The sequence below is a fragment of the Bradyrhizobium sp. 138 genome (assembly GCF_023074075.1).
Classification (GTDB): Bacteria; Pseudomonadota; Alphaproteobacteria; order Rhizobiales; family Xanthobacteraceae; genus Bradyrhizobium.
In genome coordinates this window covers 38711-61747 of the sequence record NZ_JADPKT010000001.1, presented here as the reverse complement: position 1 = coordinate 61747, position 23037 = coordinate 38711, and the positions used below count along the sequence as shown (strand labels likewise).

The window sequence follows — 23037 nt, the reverse complement described above, 5'->3', positions numbered from 1 at the left end:
GTTCTCAATTTGATCCTCAACGCGATCGAGGCAATGAACTGCCTCGACGTTGGCGGACGGGAGCTGCGGATCAGCACGGCTGCAGATGCCTCAAATCTCCTTGTTGTCGCCGTCCGGGATACCGGACCTGGACTTGACGTGGCAATCGTTGATCGCCTGTTCGAGCCCTTTTACACCACCAAGCCGGACGGGACCGGCCTGAGCTTGTCGATTTGCCGATCGATCATCGAGGCGCACGGAGGACGACTTTGGACTGGTGCGAATGAACCGCGGGGGGCCGTGTTTCAGTTTAGTCTGCCTTCGGAACAGGGGTGATCCAGGTCGCTTTTCGGGGGCGGGCGCTGCGCAGGCAGGAGTTCACCGCTTCAGCGCATCCTCGCTGCGGATGCGATAGTCCTTCGTCATACAGGTCGCAGCACCGCAACGGATCGGCGGGTTGACTTGCTTGCCAGCGCGGGGAGCGTGCAACGTTCTGATAGTGGTTCGCTTCTCAGAAGGGTGAAGAGCTGCCCTGGACGGCTCGCTTGACCAAGATCGGCTCATCGCTTGTAAGCGGACGTGCCACTCCACAAAGAACATCGGTTCCGTTAAAGCGGAGGCTTCAGTTCAACGTCCTCACTCGTCACATGACTACTGGGTGGCAAGTCCGCCACGGGTCATGAGCGCCAGCCTCGGCGGCCTTTTTCTTACCGGAGAGGCTGGCTGAGACGGTGCCCGGCCTTAAAGCAATGATTCCGAAGAGTTTCATGGTGCGCTTGTGACGTGATCGATGCTTTCCACTTGAGCAACGAGGGTTAATCTTCATTTTGCCCCGAGCAGGCGAACTTGCCTAGTCTGCTTCGGGTCAATCGCGTCGGTTCGGCGCGGTAAAGGTGGTGTCCGATTTACCTCTCACGCCCCGCCTTTAGGCCCGGGGGCGCGCTCTTAATGCGAGGAGACAGGGGCGACCCGCTGTCAATTTTGGCAGCCTCAGTTCCGAGGCAATCCCGCCTGCTCCGATCCCGGAAATCTCGGGCCGTGGAACGCTGGAGAGTCACCACGCTCTCGCAACGAATGCCGCAATTGGACTGCCTGCGTGCGAGAGCGTCCTCAGGTCCACGCGCCAGTGATGGCCGGGAGGTGGAACTCACGGGCGCGACGGTCGTTGCTTTGGCCGCGGCAGCAGTAGCGATTAGGAGAGCACGTGAATCGACGCCAGCTTGTTCAAGGGTCGGCGGTGCTGCCGGCGTTGCTGCTCGCCTCGCGAAGCGGCGCCGCCGCCGCTGGGCCGTCGGATGACGCTTTCGGGCCGTCCACGGTGAGGGATCTGGCCCGCAAGCTGGCCAGCAAACCGTACGAAGCGTCGGACGAGAAGTTGCCGAGCGGCTTGAAGGACCTCGATTACGATCAGTACCGTTCGATCCGCTTCCTGCCCGAGCGCGCGCTCTGGCGCGGCCAGAATCTTCCGTTCGAAGCGCAGTTCTTCCATCGCGGTTTCTTTTACAAGAACAGGGTGACCATCTTCGAGGTCGCGGACGGAAAGGCCGCCGAACTCAAGTACCGCAAGGCGGACTTTTCCTTCGGCGAGAAGGTCCCCGCCTTCGAAGACGCCGACCTCGGCTTTGCTGGCTTCCGGATACACGCGCCCATGAACCGGGCGGACTATTACGACGAGGTCTGCGTGTTCCTGGGCGCGAGCTACTTCCGCGCCGTGGCCAAGGGACAGACCTACGGGCTGTCCGCCCGGGGACTTTCGATCGATATGGGCGAAGCCAAGGGCGAGGAATTTCCGCTCTTCAAGGCCTTCTGGCTCGAGCGGCCTGCGCCGGGTGCGAACTCGCTGGTGATCCACGCTCTGCTCGACAGCAAAAGCTGCGCAGCGAGCTACCGATTTACTGTGCGGCCCGGCGACACCACAGTCTTCGACGTCGAAATGTCGATCTACCCGCGCGTCGAAATGCAGCGGGCCGGGCTCGCGCCAATGACCAGTATGTTCTTCTACGGTCCGAACGACCGCAACGACATCGATGATTTCCGCCCCTCAGTCCACGATTCCGACGGTCTTGCGATCTTCAACGGGAAGGGCGAAAGCCTCTGGCGGCCGCTCAGCAATCCCCGCGACCTGCAGATCAGCACCTTTCAGGATCTCAATCCCCGCGGGTTTGGCTTGATGCAGCGGGAGAGAAACTTCTTCGCCTATCAGGACATCGAATCCAGCTTCGAAAAACGCCCAAGTCTCTGGGTGGAGCCGATCGGGGACTGGGGCGCGGGCGGCGTGATGCTGTTCGAGATCCCGACCAAGGAGGAGGTCCACGACAACATCGCCGCGTTCTGGCGGCCCAAAAATCCGCTGCAGGCCAAGGGCGAACACAACTACACCTATCGGCTGTATTGGGGGCCGGATAGCCCCAAGCCGCATTCGCTCGCCAAATTCACGCGGAGCGGGATCGGGGCGAGGGGCGAGGACTCGCGCCTCTTCGTGCTCGATCTGCACGGCGACAACCTGACGGGCGTTGATCCTGCGGGCGTCAAGGGCGTGGTGACGGCGGAGAAGTCCGAGGTGAAGAACATCGTCACGCAGCCCAATCCCTACACCGGTGGTTGGCGGCTGAGCTTCCAGTGCCAGGTGAAGGGAGAGCCGATCGAGCTGCGGGCGTTTCTAGCCGAGGGCGACAAGCCCTTGTCTGAAGTCTGGGTCTACCGATGGGCACCCTGAGCACGGCACCGCGGCCGATAGCCGATATCGCGACCCAACGCCTGCTGCCGCGCGAATCCCCGCTTCCGATGGCTCCTGGCGACCTCGGGAAGAACCGGGTGTCGGAGCGCGCTCCTGCGCCGGTCGCCACCACCATGCCTTGGCGACGCGGCCTCATCCTGCTCTCGACGGCGGCGCTGACCGTGGCCGGCGGGTATGAGATGTATCGCGTACTGGAGGTCGGCGGCGTCACCGTCCTCGAAGCCATGGTGCTTTTCCTTTTTCTGGTCCTGCTCGCTTGGGTCGCCTTTTCCTTCGCGTCTGCGGTGGCAGGCTTCTGTGTGCTGCTGGCCAATCGTCCGGACCGGGACGCCTTCGGCCCTGACGTGGAACTGCCCGCCGTCGCAAGCCGCACCGCCATGCTGCTTCCCACCTACAACGAAGACCCGCACCGGTTGACGGCCCGGCTCCGGGCGATCATCGAATCCTTGGAGACGACGTCGCACGCAGAGCTGTTCGACTGGTTCGTTCTGAGCGACAGCACCGATCCGGACATCTGGGTCGCCGAGGAAAAGGCGCTGCTCGCGTTGCGACAGACCGTGGGAACGCCGCGGCTGTACTACCGTCACCGCGCCGACAACACCGCGCGCAAAGCCGGCAACATTTCCGAGTGGGTCACGCGGTTCGGCGGCGTGTACGACTTCATGATCGTGCTCGACGCCGACAGTCTCATGAGCGGGGACACGATCGTCCGATTGGTCCATGCCATGGAGACCAATCCGACCGCGGGGCTCGTCCAGACGCTTCCCATAATCGTCAATGCGCGAAGCCTGTTCAGCCGCGTTCAGCAATTCGCGGGCCGCCTGTACGGTCCGCTGATCGCGGCCGGCGTCGCCTGGTGGCACGGCTCCGAAGGCAACTACTGGGGACACAACGCGATCATCCGGGTGGGGGCATTTGCCGAAGCGGCCGCGCTGCCGCAGCTTCGAGGACGGAAACCGTTCGGCGGGCACATCCTCAGCCACGATTTCGTGGAGGCCGCGCTGATGCGGCGGGCCGGGTGGGGCATTTACATGCTGCCGACGCTCGGGGGCAGCTACGAAGAGGTGCCGCCCTCGCTGCTCGATTTCGCGGCACGCGACCGGCGCTGGTGTCAGGGTAATCTTCAGCATCTGGCGGTCGTGCCTGCGCGAGGTCTCCATTGGGTGTCGCGCCTGCATTTCATGGTGGGCATCGGGGCCTATCTGACGGCGCCGCTATGGCTGCTGTTCCTGCTCCTGGGAATGTTGATCTCGCTGCAGGCCCGCTTCGTGCGTCCGGAGTATTTCCCGAAAGGCTTCTCGTTGTTTCCGACCTGGCCGGCCCAGGATCCCGTGCTCGCCGTCTGGGTGTTCGTCGCCACCATGGGTCTGCTGCTGTTGCCGAAGCTGCTCAGCCTGGTCCTGCTCTGGACGTGGCGGTCGATGCGACACCAATTCGGCGGCGCATTCCGAGCCTTGGCCGGAGTTCTCGCAGAGATCGTCGTATCCGCGTTGATGGCGCCCGTGATGATGATCTTCCAGTCGATCGCGGTCATCGAGATCCTCGCCGGCCGCGATGCGGGGTGGCAGACGCAAAGGCGTGACGACGGCACGGTGGCGCGCCGCGAGCTCTACCGGAAATACGGCATCCCGACCGCGTGCGGCGTTGCTATGGCCGCAAGCGCGTACGCCGTTTCATTGCCCCTTCTGCTCTGGATGTCGCCGGTCGTCGTGGGGCTGCTGTTCGCCGTTCCCATAGGCGCGCTGACCGCCAGTCCCGCGTCCGGGAAATTGTTCGCCACGCCCGAAGAAGCAAAGCCGCCTCCGGTCCTGCGTCGAGCAAACGAATTGAGCGCGTCGGCCGATGCAGGGGTCAAACCCGCCTTGGCGGAGTTGCGCGAAGACGCCGCGCTCTTGAACTTCCACCTAGCGCAGCTGCCGCCTCCTCGCGCCGCCCGGCCCGACACGATCGACGCGAGCTTGGCCGTCGGCCGCGCTAAGGTCGATGCGAGCGATACTTTCGAGGAGGCCGCCGCGCATCTGTCGTCCCGGGAGGTTTTTTCGATCCTGAACGATGGTCCGGTGCTGTCGGCGGTGCTGCAGAAGCGATGAATACGCCTCGCTTGGAGACCCGGCCTGGGCTCGAACCAGGATAGAAAGTAGCCCACTTCTGCGTTATTCCGCTTCCACCACCGGGTCGTTCGGACCTCGGCGTCGACTCGGGAACATCAATACCCCCTTGGACATCCAGCTTACGCGAGCCAAGCTAGGCGCGATCGGAGCAGCACCTGCCCCGCGGCAGCTATTGCTGTCTTCCGCGCATGAACCGCCGCAGAAGTTTCAGCGGATCGGCGCCAAGTGCCTCGGCGATGGCGATGAACTCGATGATATCCAGGCGGCGTTCGCCGCCCTCGTACTTGGCAACAAAGGATTGCGGCTTGCGCAGCTTCTTGGCGAGCGCGTGTTGGCGGACGCCGGCCTTCTGTCGCGTTGCGACAAGAAGGGCGACGAGGCGGGTGTATTCGGCGGATTTGAGGGACTTTTCCATGGCCGCCGGGGCGCTTGCGATTCGGCGGCAGCCAATCTGATCCCAGATCGGGATTATCCCAAAACAGGATCATATTAACTCTGGTGTGCGAAGCTGGCTGGGGAGGCGCGCGGTTGTGCTGGACTTGTGCGGCCAGCGGAGCGCAATGGCGGGGTATGACTGACTCAAGGAGTTTCACAGTGCTCGCTGAATTGCATCAGGATCTGCTTACATCTCACTCCCGCGCCTCTAGCATCCGGGAGCAGGCGCTCTTTCATCTGCTTCTCGGAAAGCTCATGGCCGCGCGCTGGCAGCAGGGCCGCCACGACATCGAGGTACTCAAGAGCGAGGTCGATAGGGGCGGCTACGACATCGTGCTGGAGGCCAACGGTATCCTCCGGCACGTCCAGCTGAAGTCGACGTTTTCCGGCTCCAGCGTCCGGCACGTGACCGTCAGCACCCGGTTGCTCGAGAAGCCCAGCGGCTGCGTCGTTTGGCTCGAGGTCGACCAGCGCACGCTGGCCGTCGAGCGCTACTTCTGGTTCGGTGGCCAGCCGGGAGCACGGCTGCCGGATCTGGGCTCGAAGGTCAGCCGGCATACGCGGGGGGACAGCAACGGGCAGAAGCTCGAACGTCCCATGCACCGTGATCTCGGCAAGTCCTGCTTCGAGGAGGTCGATAGCGCGGATGAGTTGCTCCTCAGGCTGTTCGGATAGCTCTGCGCAAGAGAAGCGAGTGGCCTGCCGTCCGAACTGTGGTTGGCAAGGCGGCTCGTTCTCTCGTTGCACGCCTAAACCTTGAGTTCAGGCCTATGGCCCCTGCCGCCCATCGCGCGGGCGAACAGGTTCAAAAAATCGATAGCCTCGCCAAGCCCCAGGGAAGGCCGTGGAGGAGATTTGTCTGCTCCCCGCACTCCGACAGGTCCGGAATCCTTTAAATCGTACCTCAGGGGAGCTCTTGCGGTGCGACCATCGTTTGTGAGGTGAGGAATATAAAGTGAAAACAACAGCTTAGAGCGCGGCTCAACGGCGTGCGTGGCTTTTTTCGCCCGCTGGCCGCCCAAACGCGCGTCGTTATCGATGCCGGCCCGATACAGGAGAATTGGCACAAGTTATGCTATAATTGGCAAATACATTACCAAGGAGCCAATTTGATGCACCAGCCTCCCAAAAAGATACAGCCGCCTGCTTCCCAGTTCGAAAAGCCCGCCAAGGAGCGTTTGATCGAAGCTGCCGATCAGCTATTTCGGCTGCTCGGGATCAGGGCTACCCCAAGCTTGATCGCGCATGAGGCGCATACGAACATGGACACCTTCGTCAAGTATTTCGGCCATGGTGATCCATTGGCGGGTCGATTCATCACGTCCTTGATTGCGGAGTGTGAAGAATATTGGCGCGGTCTCGCCGCGGCGTATCCCAACGATCCTGAGGGACAGCTGCGGGAGTGGCTTGCCTACGAAGAGGATCAGATTGGTTACATGATGGAGCCCCGGGTTTTACTTTCACGCACGGCAGCGGAATTGTTCGAGCCGCGCACGCAGCATCCCCCGCTGCTGAGGTTGATTGAAGAATATTGGCAGGCGGAGCGGCGGCGGGTGGTCGGATTATGTCGGACTGCAAAGCTGCGTGATCCTCTAGAGCTCGCAGACAAGCTGCTTCTGCTGGTGCACGGCGCACGCAACGAGCGGGGTGCCTATGGGCGCTTGACTCCGAGTCGGGTGCTGCAGAAGGCCGGAATCGAGCTTATGATCGCCCACGGAGCTGCTGATAAGCCCGCGGCCGGCCACCCCGATTTGGATTGAGGCTGAAGATGACCAAGACCGATGACGCCGCCGTGGTCGTCTTTACTTCCGAGACGCGGCAAGAGATCCTGGCTCGGGCTGGATCCCGAGGTTGGGTCCTCAATCCCAAGAACGTCGAGCGCTGCCCCTACCTTGTTTGCTGCAGGCGGCAGGACTGGGACAACAAGGCCGAGGGCATTCCGGCTCGGACCGCGTTCCTGGTCGGCCGGATCTCGTCGCTCGCGCCGCTTGAGGCCTCCGAGAACTCGCGGGGCCAGTCTCGCTTTCGCATCGGAATCTCTGAGTTCGCCGACATTGCCATTAAGGATGTCTGGCGCAAGGAGCTGCGCAACCCGGTCGCCTATGCCGGGCTGAAGCAGCTCGGGATCCAGCTCAAGCGGCTGAAGTTTCAACCGGTGCCCGACGGGCCAACCGGCTCTGATGAGGCGCGAGGGGGGCTGACCATCGCCGAGGCGAAGAAAGCGTTGGCGGCCACCTTTGGCGTGCGGCCCGAAGATGTCGAGATCACGATCAAGGGGTGAGCGGATTAACTAAATGGCGCGATCTCAACCATCTACCAAGAAAGAATATTTGAAGTATAGGCATAGATGTTGGTATAGCTAGGACCTGTCTGCTGGAGAGGTCTCATGAGTGATTTCCGCGTTGAACATCTGCCAATTGCCGAATTAAAGCCGAACCCCGCCAATGCCAGGCGGCATCCCCGCAAGCAGCTGCATCAGATCGCGGCCTCGATCCGCGAGTTCGGTTTCAACAGTATCGTGGTGGCCGATGAGAACGGCATGATCCTGGTCGGCCATGGCCGGGTCGAGGGCGCGCGTTTGGCGGGATTGGAGCAGGTGCCGGTGTTGCGGGTCGGCCATTTGACGCCCGAGCAGAAGATCGCGTTCTCGCTGTCGGACAATAAGATCGCTCTGAATTCCGATTGGGATATGGATCAGTTGCGCGTGCTCTGGCGGGACCTGATGGGCGCCGAGATCAATTTCGATGTGGAAGTGACCGGTTTCGAGACCGCCGAGATCGATCTGTTGGTCGACGGCGAAGCGAGCCGCGAGAAGCCGGATCGCAGCGACCTTGTTCCGGCCGTTGGGGCTGAGCCGGTTTCGCGGCTCGGCGACCTCTGGATTCTCGGGGAGCATCGGCTGCTGTGCGGCGATGCCTGCGATGCTGCTTCCTTCTCCGATCTGATGGATGGCGAGCAGGCGCGTCTGGTGTTCACCGACCCGCCCTACAACGTTCCGATTGACGGACATGTCAGCGGGCTCGGCGCGGTCAAGCACCGCGAATTCAAGATGGCCTCGGGCGAGATGAGCTCGGTCGAGTTCGCGGGCTTCCTGGCTGTTGTGTTCGGCAATATGGCGCAGGTGAGTCTGGACGGTGCCATCCATTTCATCTGCATGGATTGGCGGCACATGGACGAGGTGCTGAAGGCGGCCGGCGGCGTCTATTCGGAGCTGAAGAATTTGTGCGTCTGGAACAAGAGTAACGGCGGCATGGGCTCGTTCTACCGCTCCAAGCACGAGCTGGTTTTCGTCTACAAGGTGGGGCACGGGCCGCACCTGAACACGATCGAACTCGGTAAGCACGGCCGCTATCGCACCAATGTTTGGGACTATGCCGGCGCGAACAGCTTTCGTTCGGGCCGGGACGCCGAACTCGAGATGCACCCGACCGTAAAGCCGACTGCCCTCGTGATCGACGCCATCAAGGACTGCTCGCGTCGCGGCGACATTGTGCTCGACCCGTTCTCCGGATCCGGCACGACCATCATGGCGGCGCAGAAGTGCCGGAGGCGGGCGCGCGCGATCGAATTGGATCCGCTGTATGTCGACGTAGCCATCCGGCGCTGGCAGTCCTACACGGGGCAGGCTGCGACCATGGTTTTGACAGGCGAGACCTTCGCGGAGGTTGAGCAGCGTCGTGCTGACCCCCTTCAGTAGGCCTCGTTCCGCGAGAGCCGGTCTGCGCTCCCGAGGCAAAGTCAATGATTAGGACTCGGGAAGTTACGTGCATGCCCTAGAGGGCCCTGGAGGGCCCTAGAGGGGGAGGGGGACAGTCAAATCGTCGCCTATACGAGAATTGTCAGCCGGAAGGGCACGAGTGGGCGGGTATCCACCCGGGGGCTTGCCATGCATGAAATCATTGATTAATTTGAAATCATTGATAGCAAGGGTGGACGTCTTGGCCAGTATCACCATTCGCAATCTCGATGAGCCGCTTAAATCGCGCCTGCGCATACAAGCGGCCGTCCACGGTCGCTCCATGGAAGAAGAAGCTCGGGATATTCTGCGCGCTGCCTTGAACCAGCAGCCCAGGCGTCCGGAAAACCTTGCAGCCACCATTCGCGCGCGCTTTGCCCCTTTGGGCGGCTTGGAGCTGCCCGAAATCCTACGTGAACCGATGCGGGAGCCGCCGGACTTCGGCGGATGATCGTCCTCGATACCAACGTGATATCGGAGTTCATGCGACCGGCTCCCTCGGCCGCGGTCGAACGTTGGATGAGCGCCGTCCCAGCCGCCAGCATATTCATTTCGTCGATCACCGAAGCCGAACTTCGCTACGGATTGGCGCTGCTGCCCGCAAGCCGTCGCCAGCGGCAATTGATCGCTCAGGCCGAAGCGATGCTCGCCGAAGATTTTGCGGGTCGCATTCTGCCTTTCGACAGCTCTGCGGCAGCAGCATATGCCCGGATTGCTGCTGCTCGCCGGCTCGCCGGTCGGCCAATCTCGCAGTCGGATGCTCAGATTGCGGCGATTGCCGTCTCGCGGGGCGCGTCGCTCGCGACCAGAAATGTTGGTGACTTTGTAGATTGTGGGATCAACGTGATCGATCCGTGGCGGAAGGGCGCTCGATAAAATGGAGCATCCGCCCGGATTCGTGTGGATGCCCTGGGCCAGCGGCGAGAACTGTATCCGAAACCAACCGGCCGGCTTCGAGATGGACCCGCCCTATGTCGATGTCTCCGTCCGCCGCCGGCAGACGTGCACCGGACAGGCCGCGACTATGGCGATAACGGGCGAGACCTTTGCCGAGATCGAGCACGCCGCGCCGACACTTTGCAGTAGGGCGGACCGAGGAGATCGCGACTTCTCCGGTCGGCGGTCAGATTAGCGCTGGCAGGTTTTGGAATCGACGTGGATGTAACATTGCGCGCCGGGGGCGGGGTCGAGCCCGGGTGATGCTGTAGCCGTGAGCCCGTGGGCGGTGGCGCCGAGCGCAACCCCTCATTTCCGGCGTTGCGAATGTGTTGAACAATCGTTATAGTTTGTTCAACACTGGAGGAGCCATGGTTGTGCGGACCCACACGTTGACAGAGACCGAGGAGCAGATTGCGCTTAAGCGCAATCGGCTCGTGCTCGAGCAGGCGCGCGCCGTCGGGCTGCTCGGCGAGGCCAAGGACACGCGCTTGTCTGGCCGGGTGCCCGCAGGCCTAATCGAAGCGGCAAAGAAGCGGGCTCACGTGTCTTCCGATACCGAACTCCTAGAGCTCGCCTTGTCGCGTTTGGCGCTCGAAGACGATTTCGGGGCGCGCCTTGTCCGGCGCAAGGGAAGCATCCCGGCAGATATCGATCTTGCGATTTGATCTCCAGGGAGCGTTGCGGAGGCTGAAGCCGCACAAGCGCTTGGAGCGATTAACGCGACGACCCGATTCCGAACTTGCCTGGGCATCCGACGAACCGCTGGTCGGCGGCGCGCTGATGCTCGATACCAGCGTTTATCTCGACGTCTTGCAGGCACGCACCCCGGACGCCGTCGATCGATTGCTGACATATCGCGCCTGTCACCACTCGGCCGTCTGCCTTGCCGAACTAACGCATGTGTTCGGACGGCTCGATCCGGCTCACGCCTCAACGAGTGGAGTTCTGCAAACGTTACAGGGTGTGATTGAAGACATTCCGCCGCATCGCTTGCAAGCTCCGGATACCGCGATGTGGGGCGAAGCGGGAATCCTTGCGGGCGAGCTCGTTCGTCTCAGCGGCGCGCCGAAGGGTGCTGGTCATGAGCGGAAATACCTCAACGATGCGCTCATCCACCTTCAGGCGCTGAGCATCGGTGCCAGCGTATTGACAGGGAATGTCGGCGACTTCGACTTCCTGAACCAACTTGTTCCGGGCGTTCCAATCATTCTGTATCGGCGGACGTGACCGATGCCCCTATCGCCCAATATGCTCGCGGTCCGCAGGTCCTCCAGACAACAAAGAATCAGAAGCATATGGGCTATCGGCGGGGCGGTAGGGAATGGACAGAGAGACCACCATGGCGATGCTGATTGCCAAGCGCCGAGGCCGACGGCGGCCACCATCATTTGCGCCTGTATGACGGCGGGAGGTTCGAAATGAGCTTAAACGTTAAGAGCCCGCAGGCGCGCGAAATTGGCGGCCGAGCTGGCGCGGCTGACCGGGGAGTCGCTCACCGTTGCGGTCGCTATTGCTATTCGCGAGCGGCTTGACCGGGTCCGCCGCGAGCAAGGAGAAAGCCTCGCGGACCGTCTGTTGACGATCGGCCAAGATTGCGCAAAGCGCTTGAAGGGACCGCACGGGTCTGTCGATCACGGCGATCTGCTCTACGACGAGCGCGGACTGCCTCGATGATGACCGATGCCTCTGCGCCCATTGCCATCCTGCACGATGAGGCTAGCACGCTCGCCAAATCGGCCCCTTTGCTTGCTCGAAATCACAAATTGCGGTAGAAAGATCTCGCCTCGTGCGAGAGCCGGGTTGGGTCCTTTTTCGGGACTTTGCGTGATGCACAAACCCGGCACGTAGTGCGTAGATGATGGCGTGACGCCTGATGGGTCTGAATCTCTGGTTGTAGGGATTTGGTGAACCCGGAGGCCACGCCATTCTAATTTTGGGTGACCTCCTTGAATCCATCTTTGAGGAGTAGAGATATGAATCGCAATCCCAAGGGACAGTTTCCAAAGGGCACGTCGGGCAATCCAAAGGGACGCCCGCGGAAGCGGCCGCATCCGATCTGCGATGATCAGGTTCGCCGCGACTTCTTTGAAGCTGATGAGACATTGGTGCCTATCGTCGTCGGTAATAAGCGCGAGATGATCCCTGCGCGTGTCGCGGTAGACAAGCAGCTGATCTTTAAGGCGGTGTCCGGCGATCCGCGTGCCATGGCGCAGTACTATAAGCGCAAGGATCGATTTGTCTTTGAGCACGTCAATCGGCAGCTCGAAAATCTGCGCGTTATCGTCGAAAGCGAAGACCGTTTGCGTCAGTTTCCAGAAGACGTAACGGATGAATTTAAGAGGGCGCTGAGCTTGCTAAAGCAGAGCATAGATAGGTACTACTATCCGCTCTAACAGGTTCTGACGCCGACAGCCGCTTTTCAGGTTGGCGACAAGAGGAGTGCATCATCGCACTCCTCTTTTTTGCTTGTGCTCAGCTAGTCACTGCCGAATCTATACAACGCGCACTCATAAGGCCTCGCGAGCCTGGATGGACGCAAGTTGACCAATCTCAGTCCGGGTTCGGCGCCGAACTTCAAAGCACTGACCAAAACTAAGCTGTCCTTACGTGCCGTCGTGGCCAGTGGCTTTCCCGTTTTGACCTCGCACTGTCCGCTTCTAAGGGCTGAGCGGAACGCTGGCATCGGAGCCCCCAAGGGCAGCCTTTGACCCATGGCAGACCTTGTTGGTCAGCGATCATGATCGCGCTTCTCGACATAACGGTACAGCGCAATCACAACGATTGCCGGTATCCCCCAGAAGGTTGCCACTAAGAGACCGACAAAGCCAAAACTGTTTGCGTCCTTGCTCCCACCGAGGAGCAATGTGGCGACCACCACCGATAGAGCTACCATCCCAACAAGCTTCGCAAAAGACTTCGCATTCACAAGCCTGATCCTCCCCGACGCAAGGATTGCCCACCGAACGTCGTCTTCAATCCCTAGCTAATGCCCACTCTTACCCGTAGCGGACCATGGCGGTGCGCGGCGGGCTACGGAAGGACCCACGCTCAACCGCTATTGCCGCCGGTTCCTGTACATTGCACCCAGTGTACCGGCTACCGACCCAAGGCACAGAGGCGCACCAACGCCGATCATTGCCCAGAATGCGAGTAGCAGGAGGTGAGCTGCCAAACCCTCTCCTATGACGTCACCTCGGAGCCAAAGAGGTGCTGCTGCTGTCACGAGCAACAGAGACCCGGCAAAGGCGATTTTCATCCAAGATGTTGAGCGTGGATCACGCTGCGCGAAGTGAAATGACCCCCATGCGGCCGTGGAGGCAAGGACCGCCCAAAGGATGCCAAGCGAGAGCATAGAGAGACAACATCCTCCAATCGGCTTCCGAGGATAAGGGGTGGAACGAATGCTGAAAGGCGGCATGCCGCTAAAGTAGCACGAGGACCCCCTGAGCCGGCAGATGCCCGAGAACTAGGTTTGCAGACCATTAAGGCCGCTTCCGCCCCATGCCTGACTTGAGCCAATGCGTCGCGCGGTCTCCTTCCCGTAGGTGCTTGCGATATGCGCTCAAAGAGGTTGGTCCGTCGGACGATTAACAATTTTCTCTATCGCTTTAAGGTTGATGAAATCAACGCGCGCTATTGGTTTGACAGCGCCTTCGAGATGGCGGTGGTTGCGCCAGGGATCCCGTCGAATGTACTTGCTCACCGCTTGTTTGATCGTGTTGGCCTTGACTGCCTTGGTGGCATCTCGCCGGGCCAGGCGTCTGCCACGGACCCGTCAGGGGCGGTTCGCAGCGATATGGCCTGCTCTTTGCGCGGGAATTTGTGCGCTGGGGTTGCTCGCAATTTGGCGCGCTCAAGGCGTGCCTGACGTCGAACCCTCTTTATTGACCTGCCTCCTCATGCTGGTTGTCGCCTTCAATGCCGGCTGGTTTATCGGCGTCATGGGTGAGTGGTCGTGGCAGTGACGATAAAGGTCGATCCATATGAACACCCTTTACGTGATCCTGCTGATCACGACCTTCGTTCTCGGGTTCGTCGCGACCGTCCTATGGGGGCCGGACTTCGAATGGATTGGGCACGACGTTGAGGCCGCTTACATCTTCAAGATGGTCGCCATCGGACTGGTCGTGTTCTTCTTAATCGCGATCACTTTCGGCCTCATCTGAGACCTGACAAGACCCGCACCGACCGTAGCGAGCGCGTGCGAAACTTCCGCTTCTGGCCCATCAGCGAAGTGGCGGCGTACCTCGTTGAGGTCAGCTTATTGAGGCAGGGCGGGCATTTTGACCCATTGCTGAGGTTCGGGCCACTCTGCCTCGGGGATCGCCCCCAAAATTTAACTCGGGGATGGGCCTCAAAGTTTTAGTCGCTCGAAAGCTGCACACAGCAGGAACGGACGCAAGCTCCTCCCGTTTGTGATGCACCACGCGTCAGCCCAAGCGGCCGATAGCGGACTGCGATTTGCCGCTCCGGAAAACGCGTCACAATCACATGAAAAGGAGGTTCGCCATGAACGTGGAGCGGTCGCGTATTTCCCGACGGCAATCCGTTGCCGGTCTGTCGGTTCTGGGGCTGAGCGGTCTTCTGCTTCCCGCCGCCTATGCACAGCACAAGGCACAGCCGAAGCATCAAGAGACCACAGGCGTTGGAATCCATGCCGCTGAAGTGAAGGATGACGACATCTTTCAGTTTGCGCTGAACCTGGAATACATGGAAGCTGAGTTTTATCTGCGGGCCACAACGGGGAGAGGCATCGACGATAGCGATGCCGGTCCAGAAGCGGCGCGGGTTGTTGGTGGACACGAAGCCAACTTCCAGAAGCCGGAGATCCGCGAGTTTGTCGAGGAACTGGCGGAAAACGAGCTTGCCCATGTGCGCTTCTATCGCAAGACGCTTGGCAGGACGGCGGTGTCGCGCCCGGCGATCGATTTCGACGCGGGTTTCAAGGCAGCTGCGCAGGCAGCCGGTCTCCCAGCCGACTTTGACCCGTTTGCCGATGACATGAGCGTCCTCCTCGGTGGCATGTTGTTTGAGGACGTGGGCGTGACCGCCTACGCAGGGGCCGCGCCGCTTATCAAGAGCAAGGAGTTCGTCGAAGCGGCGGCTGGCATTCTGGCGGTCGAGGCGTATCACATGGGCATGGCCCGCTCGCAGCTTTATTTGATGGGCGAAAAGGCCTGGAATACAGCCAACGCCATCTCCGACGCGCGAGACCAGGTTGATGGTGGTCAAGACAAGGATCAGGGCATCCGGATGAACGGCAAGGCCAACGTCGTCCCGTCTACACCTGATGCCATTGCCTTCCGTCGCACACCGCAGGAGGTGCTGCATATCGTCTATCTGACTGAGAAGCAGGGCGTCAGCAAAGGCGGGTTCTATCCGAATGGAATGAACGGCGTGCTCAAGTCTACCTAGGCCGCCACTTGCGAACCGGCCGCCCTTGCTGGGCGGCTGGTCGAGCTCGAATGCAACTTTACGTACCTACCTTATTCGCTTGATATGTAATCATGCTGAAGATCGGCACCCAAGACAAGGCGCTTCCAGCGGACGCGACGGCTACATCAACGTGATGTGGCATCGGGTTGAACCTTGCAAGTGCCGACAGTCTGAAACACGCATGCGTACGATCGTTGGATCGCTTTGATTGTCGCCGTCATGTTGTTCGGGTGGCTCGCCTACGCCGAACGAAGTCACGATTGGCTCGCTGAAGCGAGTAACAGCCGTAAGGCCGCGTAGATCAGCGACACGCTCGCTGAGGTCGGCTGTTGGCCCATAGCTGACTAGCGATGCACCTATCGCATCTCCATGTCGCTCCCTGCTGCAGCCCTGCTCGAGCCCTGTAACCGCCCTGATCGTCTCCTGTTCTTGATCCTGTTCGTGTCGCCACCGCGCTCCGGTATCGGCGAGTAAGCCGCTTAGATATAGGCATTTTCTCCCCGAACGGTGCCCCCGGCGACGCAATCGCGCGCTTTTATCAGGCCGATTAGGTTTATCAGGACGTGAGCTCATGCTTCCTGCTCCGGGCCGTTTCGCTAGCTCGGCAGTTTTTTCGGCGCGAGGCTCAGGGCCAAGATCGCGTTTAGCCGCAGCGCTGACTCGCCCGCGCTGTTTTTCCAGCCCTAGCCCATTTGGGGGAGGCGCACCCAGCCGACTTTGGCATATCGCTTTCCGCGACTCACCATTGCACGGCGGCGTTCCTGCGCTCGTATGGGAGATAAGGTGTCGGCAGGTCGTTAAGCAGCGATATGACGACAAGCTCGTTAGGAGGTAATACCGTGGGCCTGGACGACTTCTCGTTCTTCGAGCTCGAGATGCGCAAACGTTCGCGGAGCTGGGAGTGGAGTATTGGCTCCCGCGACCGAAAAGCCATCATGCGAGGAAGAGCCAGGAAACGCGTGGTGGCGAGGTATGAGGCGACCAGCGCGTTGTTTCTCTTGCTGTGCGGATGAGATCTTCGCCAGCGCGGGTCATGACAACTTCCGCTTCCTCAGCATCGCAGATTCCGCCGCTGGTGCTGCGGATACCATTCACAGTTTCGACGCAGGCAACGACAGCTTTACCTTCTCGGGTATTGGCGTGGCAGGAGGTCACATCGAGTCGTGGAAAGCGCCGACCTCCTTGGCGGTAACCAGGCGTCCGCTCATTTGCTGAATTTCGGTCCGGGCAATGACGCCCTCCAGATCGATATCGATGGCGACGGAGCAGGCGATATGGAGATCAGTCTGCAAAACGCCACTGGTACCTTACACAATGGCAATTTCCTGGTGAGCTAGCTCCGGAGGCGCAATAGCTTGCCTCCCGAATGGGCGAAGGTGTCTGGCTTACCTAGGGATGTGTCGGAGTAAGAGCGGATCGACGGAACATTGGCAGACCGGTCCGAGTGTCGTAGGCGTGGACATAGCTGATTGCGATGAAGCGTCGCCCTTGCCAGGGGCCGCACGTGAACACGATCGAGCTCGGCAAGCACGGCCGCTATCGCACCAATGTCTGGGACTATGCCGGCGCGAACAGCTTTCGTTCGGGACGGGACGCCGAACTCGAGATGCACCCGACGGTAAAGCCGACTGCACTCGTGATCGATGCCATCAAGGATTGTTCGCGTCGCGGCGACATCGTGCTCGACCCGTTCTCCGGATCCGGCACGACCATCATGGCCGCACAGAAGTGCCGGAGGCGGGCGCGCGCGATTGAATTGGATCCGCTCTATGTCGATGTCGCCATCCGCCGGTGGCAGACTTACACGGGGCAGACGGCGACCATGGCGATAACAGGGGGAGAGCTTCGCGGAGATCGAGCAGCGCCGCGCGGATCCTCTTCAGTAGGGCGCTTCACTGAAGCTTTTCAGTCAGGTTTGAGCAGAGTCCCGCCGGGTAGGCTTGAATCGATTGGTAGAAAGGTATATAAGTTCTGGTAGAAGGTGGAATGTGAGCTTAAACATCAAGAATCCCGAGGCGCATGAACTAGCGACCGAGCTGGCACAGCGGACAGGAGAGACGCTGACCGCTGCGGTCACGAATGCTATTCGTGAGCGGCTGGAGCGGGTTCGTCGCGAGCAAGGCGCGGGTCTATCCGATCGTTTGCTGAAGATCGGTCAGGATTGCGCCAAGCGCCTGAAAGAACCGTACCGCTCGGCCGATCACGGCGATCTGCTCTACGACGAGCGCGGACTGCCTCGATGATCATCGATACATCTGCGCTGATTGCCATCCTGCGCGGTGAATCCGAGGCACAGCGCTTCGCACTTGCGATCGAAAATCATTCGATCCGACGCATGTCCGCTGCGAATTTCGTCGAGGCGGCCGTCGTGATCGATGCCAGCCGCGATCCTATAGCCAGCCGTCGTTTCGACGAGCTGATGAAGGAAGCACAGATTTCGATCGAAGCTGTGACTGGGGCTCAGGCGCAAGTCGCGCGCGAGGCCTATCGCGATTTTGGCAAGGGCAGCGGCCATCCTGCCAGACTAAATTTTGGCGACTGCTTTGCTTACGCACTCGCCAAGAGCACTGGCGAGCCTTTGTTATTCAAGGGTGATGATTTCATCCACACCGGTATCCTTTCCGCTGACGCCTGACGATTTCTTCCTGAACCAACTTGTTCCGGGAGTTCCGGTCATTCTGTATCGGCAGGCGCGAACCAATGCCCTCACCAGTCCAAGATTCCCGCGGTGCCGCAAGTAGTCCGGAAAGCACAACGAGGAGGCATGGAATGGACAAGCAGGCGGCCATGGCGATGCTGGTCGCAAAGCGCCGGGCAGAGGCCGATGGGCGCTATCATCATTTGCATCAGTATGACGGCGGCAGCTGGGACTTCGACTTTGTCGTGTCCTGGACCAAGTCGGCCTGTCGTCTGCATGCAGACCTCATGATCATTGGGCAGGATTGGGCGTCTGAAGATTAGCTCCGGCGCAACGATGATGCGAAACAGCGTGCCGATCGCGCGCTCACGGGACAGGACGCCTCTCTTGCAACCAACCAAAATCTGAAGCGCCTGTTGGCGCAGCATCTTGGTCTGTGCTCAAACCTATGCCACCAACGTGCTGGTCTTTATTAAGCCGGGCAGGATGAGCAGCAGCGTCCCAATCAAGGATCTGCGCGCCTGCGCCGTAGCCTACACGCTCCCTCAGCTCCACATCGTGGAGCCGCGGATGGCGCTGTGCCTTGGTGGTAAGACATTCGATTCCGTCCGCTCCGCCCTCGGCTTGGCGAGGCTGGCATGGCGGGAGGCCTGCATTCCCTCCGCGCACACACGTCTGGGGCCCACCGAGATCTATGGAGTCCCTCACACCGGCAATTGGGGAACGAAGAACGCGGGCGGGCACCAAGCGGTCGATGCTATTTGGGCCGATCTCGCCCGCCGCTTTCACATGATCGCTGGCTCTGCTCAGCAGACGAAGCTGTAGGTCGATCCCGGTCGATTTTTTGTCCTGAACGTTCGAGCTGGCAGCTGGATCGTGGGATCGCTCCATCCAGAAACGCTTCGCGCGAACATTGCTTGACGGACGGTATTTCAAAGCCCGAACCGTCTTGCCGGCCCCGCGCATCCTGTTAGCGCCTCACATGATCGCGCATCGCTACCTAGTGCTGATGTTGCCCCGTTTGCAGTGAACGCTCTGGAACGGCAGGGTCAACGTCATCTCACAATCGGCTCCCGCGGCGCCTTTCTCAGCAGACGCTCGCTCACCCCACCTGAGAAACGAGCGTGCCCTGCTCCGACTGGCGGTGCGTCCGTCTTCGAGAAGATCGCTTTCAGGTGATTGCGGGCCGTTTCATCTTTTTCCTGAAAATCGCTATCGCGCGTCCAAGTGGAGAAGATCGCTGCCAATGGCGCGCCGACACATCTCGATCTCTGTTCGGGCCGTAGTCTTCCGGTTTTGACACAAATTAACCTAATGTGGTGAAACCTAGGTACACGTCTCATGGTTGCGAAGACGAGTCTGCGATCGCGACGACCCCGATTTCGGCTAGCAGCAATGCTGCCGGATGGCTCAGTGCCTCAGGCGCAGACTTCATGACAATGCTGGGCGGGCCGCGGCGATTGGCTTGCCTTCGCTGAGGCAGGCGTAGCGACCAAAGCGCATTGGAGATTCAGTCGTGGCCCGCTTGTATGTCGAACGCTTCATTCGTAGCCGAACTGTCCGGCGATCCGTGGCGCTCGGCATCATCGCTCTGAGCGGATGGGCCCTGTTGCCGTATGTGACCTACAGAATAGCTCCCTCCGCCTTCGTCAACGCCGAGCTCATGCGAGTGACTGCACCGATCGCAGGTCAGCTCGCGCCTGAACTTCCACGCAAAGGTGAATATTTCCAGCGCACTCGGCTCGTGTCGCTGGTCGAGGCGCGTTCGTCGGATCGCCGGCACCTCATGGACCTCGATCAGCAGCTTGCCATGTCCACCAAACGCGCAGAGCTCACCCGTCGGCAACTTCAGGAAATCGCCGAGCTCGATCGCAAGCTCGGCGAGCGCAGCGAGGACTATCGTTTGGGGGCGATGGCGCGCTTGAGCCACGAGATCGGAGAAACAGAGGCTGAAAGAGGCGGCTGTCTCGCCGAGGCGCGGCAGCGGAACGATGTCGCGGGCCGGATGGAGAGGCTCGTTAAGCTCGGCATCAGTTCACAGATCCGTTCGGCCGAGGCCCGAGCGTCTCAGGAGGCAACCGCAACGCGATGCCAGATGGCCGATGAACGCCTGCAGCGCTTCAAGACCGAGTTGGCGGCGGCCGAGAGGGGCATTTATCTTCGTGGCGATGCCAATGACGTGCCCTATTCTCAGCAGCAGCGCGAGCGGCTTGTTCTCCGCCGCCAGGAGCTCGAGACGGACCTGCTGCAGAACAGCTCACGTTCCGCACAGCTGGCCGCAGAAATCGCAGAGGAACGCGCTCGACTTGATCGCCTTCAACACTACGATCTATCGTTGCCTGCAGCCCATGTGGTCTGGTCGGTCGCGGCCAGCCCCGGCTCGATGGTCACGGAAGGGCAATCGGTCTTCGATTTTGCGGATTGCGAACGCCGATTCATCGTTGTTGAACTGCCCGAGCGCGATTTCGAGAAGATCAAGGCCGGAGATGCGGCGACTGTCCGCCTGATCGGGAGTCGAGAGTGGAAGACCGGCCTGGTCCGGCAAGTTCGCGGCTCGGCGGCGTACGCCGATGATCGACTGCTCGCGGCTCGGGTGCCGCGGCCTGATCCGGGCAATATCACCGTTGAGATCTCGTTACCGCCCAACGAGACGGCGGCCGACCACAACGGCTCCTGCGATATCGGTCGGTTGGCCGAAGTGCGCTTCGAGCGCAGAGCCGACGGCCTGCTTCGCTTGGTCAGCTCGAAGCTGAAATGGCTGACCGCTCGGCTGGACCTCAACCAGTCATCCCTGTGAGCGAGAAATTCCGTGCAGGTCATGACTCTATCTCTCGCTCAGCTGTTCGCGCCGATGCTGGGTGTCTTTGCGGCGATGTATCTGTTGGCGCCGACCTTTGCAGCCGCGCGCCTTTGGGCGCGTGTCGCGATTTTTGTTGCGGTCTGGCTTGTCGTTGCCCGCTATCTCGAATGGCGTATCTTCACCACGGTGCTGCCGGCAAGCGGGACCTGGTATCAGGTCGGCTGGATCTGGTTCTGTCTCTTCGTTGAACTCCTGACCTTCACGGATCAGTTCATTCTCTATCTGACCTTCCTTCGCAGGACCGATCGCCGCAGCGAGGCAGATCAGCACGAACGTCGGCTTCGCGGCCTGCCGGATGATGAGCTGCCCTCGGTCGACGTCTTCATCCCAACCTATGACGAGCCGTTCGAGGTGCTGGAAAAGACGATCACGGGCGCACTGTGTCTGGACTATCCAAACTTCCAGGTCTGGGTCCTGGATGATGGTCGCAGGCCCTGGCTCAAGGAACTCTGCCAGCGCAAGGGTGCCGGGTATCTCACCCGTTCCGACAATTTGAATGCGAAAGCAGGCAATATCAATCATGCGCTGACAATGACGCATGGCGAGTTCTTCGCGATCTTTGACGCGGACTTCGTGCCGCAGCGCAATTTCCTGATGCGTACAATGGGCTTCTTCGCCGACCCAAAGATCGGAATCGTTCAGATCCCGCACTCCTTCTACAATGAGGACCCGATGCAGGCGAATCTCGGCCTGCACAGGGGGCTGCCGGACGAACAACGGTTCTTCTTCGATTCCATCATGCCCGCGCGCGACGGCTGGGATGGTGCTTTTTGTTGTGGATCCAACTCCGTCACCCGCCGTGCAGCACTCCGCGCGGTGGGCGATTCCTTGCCGACCCAGTCCATTACGGAAGACATCCTGCTGACGTTGGTCCTGCTGCGCAAAGGATACGTCACCCGTTATCTTTGCGAACCGCTGGCAATTGGATTGGCGCCAGAAAGCCTTGGTGCCTTTTTTGTGCAACGGCAACGCTGGGCGCGTGGCGCGATCCAGACCCTGTATCTTGCCGACGGCCCGCTCGGGCCCGGACTGAGCTTGATGCATCGGCTCCTCTTCTTTCCGACGCATTGGCTCTCATTGGGCTTGCGGGCGCTCATGGTCGTGTTGGTTCCGATCGTGTTCATGTGGACCGGCCTCGCGCCTGTCGTCGACGTCACCCCTGAGTCGGTCTTCTATTACTTGTTTCCCGCGATCCTGGCGCTCAACGGCGGTATCTCCTGGTTCGCGCCACACGTGCATTTTCCACTCGCTGCTCAGGTGTCGGCGACCATCCAGAGCTTCAAGATTCTACCGACCGTGCTCGGGACTCTCGTCAAGCCGAAGGGACATGCGTTCAGAGTGACGCCCAAGGGAGCCGCCGCACGGAGCGCAAGCTATGCCGCGGAGATATTCTGGCCGTCGGCGGCCTTGATGGCGTTGACGGTTGTTGGCCTCGTTCTGAATACCATCCCAGAATGGCGGATCATCGATCATCCGGCCGCTTTGCCGATGGTCGCCTTCTGGTCGGTCGTGAACATCGTCGTGCTCTTCTTCGTCTGCATGACCTCGCTGCAGGCGCGGATGGGACGTTCCGAGGAACGCTTCGATGTCGACGAATCAGTCCGGATCCATACTGAGACCGGTGAGCTGCTTTCCGGGCGCATGAGCAACATCTCCCTTTCCGGCGCTGGCGTCCTGCTCGACTCCGGCATCGCCTGTCCACGCAGCGGAGAACCGCTGCGCGTACACATCATGCAGGCGGGCTGGATCGACGCGATGATCGTACAACAAAGAGGTCAGCTCGTCGGGGTGCAGTTCAAATTGCCGCAGTCGCTTGAACGAGACCTGTTGATCCGCAAGCTCTTTACCGTCGCCCGCCTGAAGGAGAGCAGTATTATCGCGTGGTCGGTGAACAGGACGATGCTCAAGAGCATCTGGTCAATGGCAGCGCCGTTGCCTCAGATTGAGACAGGTAGCAAGAAATCCGCGGCGCCTTTGCCGGCTGAGCGTTTGCCGGCTGAGAGCTTCCTCATCCGGCCGCAACCGCGGATCGGCGATTTGGAACATCTCGCCGGAGTTCGGAGCCTGCATCCGACATGTTTCACCAGAACCTCGCTTTAGCCGGCTTGGGTGCTCAAGGTCATCGACTGAACTGACGGTATTGGGCCTTGTGCTCATCGACTGGTC

25 protein-coding genes are annotated in these 23037 nt (G+C 60.5%); 23 read left to right on the top strand and 2 right to left on the bottom strand.

All coding sequences use genetic code 11. From position 1 onward, the window contains the following. The 3 genes from IVA79_RS00270 to mdoH all read left to right on the top strand — a co-directional run. Window positions 1-315: ATP-binding protein (locus tag IVA79_RS00270; RefSeq protein WP_247549388.1), on the top strand; the 315-nt coding region annotated here is incomplete at its 5' end. 868 nt (window positions 316-1183) lie between these two features. Next, entirely contained in the window at window positions 1184-2695 is a 1512-nt protein-coding gene (locus IVA79_RS00265) for a glucan biosynthesis protein G (RefSeq protein ID WP_247549386.1), read from the top strand. After that, complete coding sequence (gene mdoH, locus IVA79_RS00260; protein ID WP_247549384.1) at window positions 2683-4806, top strand: glucans biosynthesis glucosyltransferase MdoH; 2124 nt, start codon at window positions 2683-2685, stop codon at window positions 4804-4806. Before IVA79_RS00265 ends, mdoH begins: the two co-directional genes overlap by 13 nt. Window positions 4807-4996: 190 nt before the next feature. On the opposite strand, the gene IVA79_RS00255 is transcribed toward mdoH, so the two are convergent. After that, window positions 4997-5242 (bottom strand): helix-turn-helix transcriptional regulator, encoded by a 246-nt coding sequence (locus IVA79_RS00255; protein ID WP_247549382.1) that lies wholly within the window; start codon window positions 5240-5242, stop codon window positions 4997-4999. Between the two features lie 179 nt (window positions 5243-5421). Between IVA79_RS00255 and IVA79_RS00250 the strand changes: the two genes are divergently transcribed. From IVA79_RS00250 to IVA79_RS00205, 10 genes are all read left to right on the top strand, one after another. After that, the gene (locus tag IVA79_RS00250; protein ID WP_247549380.1) at window positions 5422-5937 is read left to right on the top strand and encodes a hypothetical protein; all 516 of its coding nucleotides are present in this window, start codon (window positions 5422-5424) and stop codon (window positions 5935-5937) included. Between the two features lie 437 nt (window positions 5938-6374). After that, window positions 6375-7022 (top strand): hypothetical protein, encoded by a 648-nt coding sequence (locus IVA79_RS00245; protein ID WP_247549379.1) that lies wholly within the window; start codon window positions 6375-6377, stop codon window positions 7020-7022. An 8-nt stretch (window positions 7023-7030) separates the two neighbouring features. Then, window positions 7031-7543 carry a hypothetical protein gene (locus tag IVA79_RS00240; protein ID WP_247549377.1) on the top strand — a complete coding sequence of 171 codons (513 nt, stop codon included), beginning with the start codon at window positions 7031-7033 and terminating at the stop codon, window positions 7541-7543. 105 nt (window positions 7544-7648) lie between these two features. Then, complete coding sequence (locus IVA79_RS00235; RefSeq protein WP_247549375.1) at window positions 7649-8959, top strand: DNA methyltransferase; 1311 nt, start codon at window positions 7649-7651, stop codon at window positions 8957-8959. Between the two features lie 241 nt (window positions 8960-9200). After that, window positions 9201-9449, top strand: a complete 249-nt coding sequence (locus IVA79_RS00230; protein WP_247549393.1) for a plasmid stabilization protein — start codon at window positions 9201-9203, stop codon at window positions 9447-9449. Further along, a complete protein-coding gene (locus tag IVA79_RS00225; RefSeq protein ID WP_247549373.1) occupies window positions 9446-9874 on the top strand; it encodes a type II toxin-antitoxin system VapC family toxin in 429 nt (142 codons plus the stop codon). The genes IVA79_RS00230 and IVA79_RS00225 overlap by 4 nt, the downstream gene beginning before the upstream one ends. A 431-nt stretch (window positions 9875-10305) precedes the next feature. After that, complete coding sequence (locus IVA79_RS00220; RefSeq protein ID WP_247549371.1) at window positions 10306-10602, top strand: hypothetical protein; 297 nt, start codon at window positions 10306-10308, stop codon at window positions 10600-10602. Beyond that, window positions 10592-11164 carry a hypothetical protein gene (locus IVA79_RS00215; protein WP_247549369.1) on the top strand — a complete coding sequence of 191 codons (573 nt, stop codon included), beginning with the start codon at window positions 10592-10594 and terminating at the stop codon, window positions 11162-11164. Before IVA79_RS00220 ends, IVA79_RS00215 begins: the two co-directional genes overlap by 11 nt. 228 nt (window positions 11165-11392) lie before the next feature. Continuing rightward, on the top strand, window positions 11393-11611 hold the full coding sequence (locus IVA79_RS00210; protein ID WP_247549366.1) for a type II toxin-antitoxin system VapB family antitoxin: 219 nt from the start codon (window positions 11393-11395) through the stop codon (window positions 11609-11611). A gap of 299 nt (window positions 11612-11910) precedes the next feature. Beyond that, window positions 11911-12330: a DUF5681 domain-containing protein gene (locus tag IVA79_RS00205; protein ID WP_247549365.1), complete on the top strand. Its 420-nt coding sequence runs from the start codon at window positions 11911-11913 to the stop codon at window positions 12328-12330. A gap of 335 nt (window positions 12331-12665) precedes the next feature. Here the strand turns inward: IVA79_RS00205 and IVA79_RS00200 are convergent, their stop codons facing one another. After that, a complete protein-coding gene (locus tag IVA79_RS00200) occupies window positions 12666-12863 on the bottom strand; it encodes a hypothetical protein (protein ID WP_247549362.1) in 198 nt (65 codons plus the stop codon). 1057 nt (window positions 12864-13920) lie between these two features. Between IVA79_RS00200 and IVA79_RS00195 the strand changes: the two genes are divergently transcribed. The 10 genes from IVA79_RS00195 to IVA79_RS00150 all read left to right on the top strand — a co-directional run bounded on the left by IVA79_RS00195 (window position 13921) and on the right by IVA79_RS00150 (window position 22971). Further along, the gene (locus IVA79_RS00195) at window positions 13921-14103 is read left to right on the top strand and encodes a hypothetical protein (protein ID WP_247549360.1); all 183 of its coding nucleotides are present in this window, start codon (window positions 13921-13923) and stop codon (window positions 14101-14103) included. A 343-nt stretch (window positions 14104-14446) separates the two neighbouring features. Further along, window positions 14447-15352 (top strand): ferritin-like domain-containing protein, encoded by a 906-nt coding sequence (locus IVA79_RS00190; RefSeq protein ID WP_256465536.1) that lies wholly within the window; start codon window positions 14447-14449, stop codon window positions 15350-15352. A gap of 1184 nt (window positions 15353-16536) precedes the next feature. Then, window positions 16537-16710, top strand: coding sequence for a hypothetical protein (locus IVA79_RS00185; RefSeq protein ID WP_247549358.1), 174 nt, complete (start codon window positions 16537-16539; stop codon window positions 16708-16710). Window positions 16711-16877: 167 nt separating this feature from the next. Beyond that, complete coding sequence (locus IVA79_RS00180; RefSeq protein WP_346658136.1) at window positions 16878-17351, top strand: site-specific DNA-methyltransferase; 474 nt, start codon at window positions 16878-16880, stop codon at window positions 17349-17351. 10 nt (window positions 17352-17361) lie between these two features. Beyond that, window positions 17362-17616: a type II toxin-antitoxin system VapB family antitoxin gene (locus tag IVA79_RS00175; RefSeq protein ID WP_247549356.1), complete on the top strand. Its 255-nt coding sequence runs from the start codon at window positions 17362-17364 to the stop codon at window positions 17614-17616. Continuing rightward, a complete protein-coding gene (locus tag IVA79_RS00170) occupies window positions 17613-18008 on the top strand; it encodes a type II toxin-antitoxin system VapC family toxin (protein WP_247549355.1) in 396 nt (131 codons plus the stop codon). Before IVA79_RS00175 ends, IVA79_RS00170 begins: the two co-directional genes overlap by 4 nt. 134 nt (window positions 18009-18142) lie before the next feature. Beyond that, on the top strand, window positions 18143-18334 hold the full coding sequence (locus IVA79_RS00165; RefSeq protein ID WP_247549353.1) for a hypothetical protein: 192 nt from the start codon (window positions 18143-18145) through the stop codon (window positions 18332-18334). Window positions 18335-18440: 106 nt separating this feature from the next. Further along, window positions 18441-18836: a hypothetical protein gene (locus tag IVA79_RS00160; RefSeq protein ID WP_247549351.1), complete on the top strand. Its 396-nt coding sequence runs from the start codon at window positions 18441-18443 to the stop codon at window positions 18834-18836. Between the two features lie 691 nt (window positions 18837-19527). Next, a complete protein-coding gene (locus IVA79_RS00155) occupies window positions 19528-20808 on the top strand; it encodes an HlyD family secretion protein (RefSeq protein WP_247549349.1) in 1281 nt (426 codons plus the stop codon). 21 nt (window positions 20809-20829) lie between these two features. Continuing rightward, window positions 20830-22971 carry a glycosyltransferase gene (locus tag IVA79_RS00150; RefSeq protein ID WP_247549390.1) on the top strand — a complete coding sequence of 714 codons (2142 nt, stop codon included), beginning with the start codon at window positions 20830-20832 and terminating at the stop codon, window positions 22969-22971. The last annotated feature ends 66 nt before the right edge of the window (window positions 22972-23037 follow it).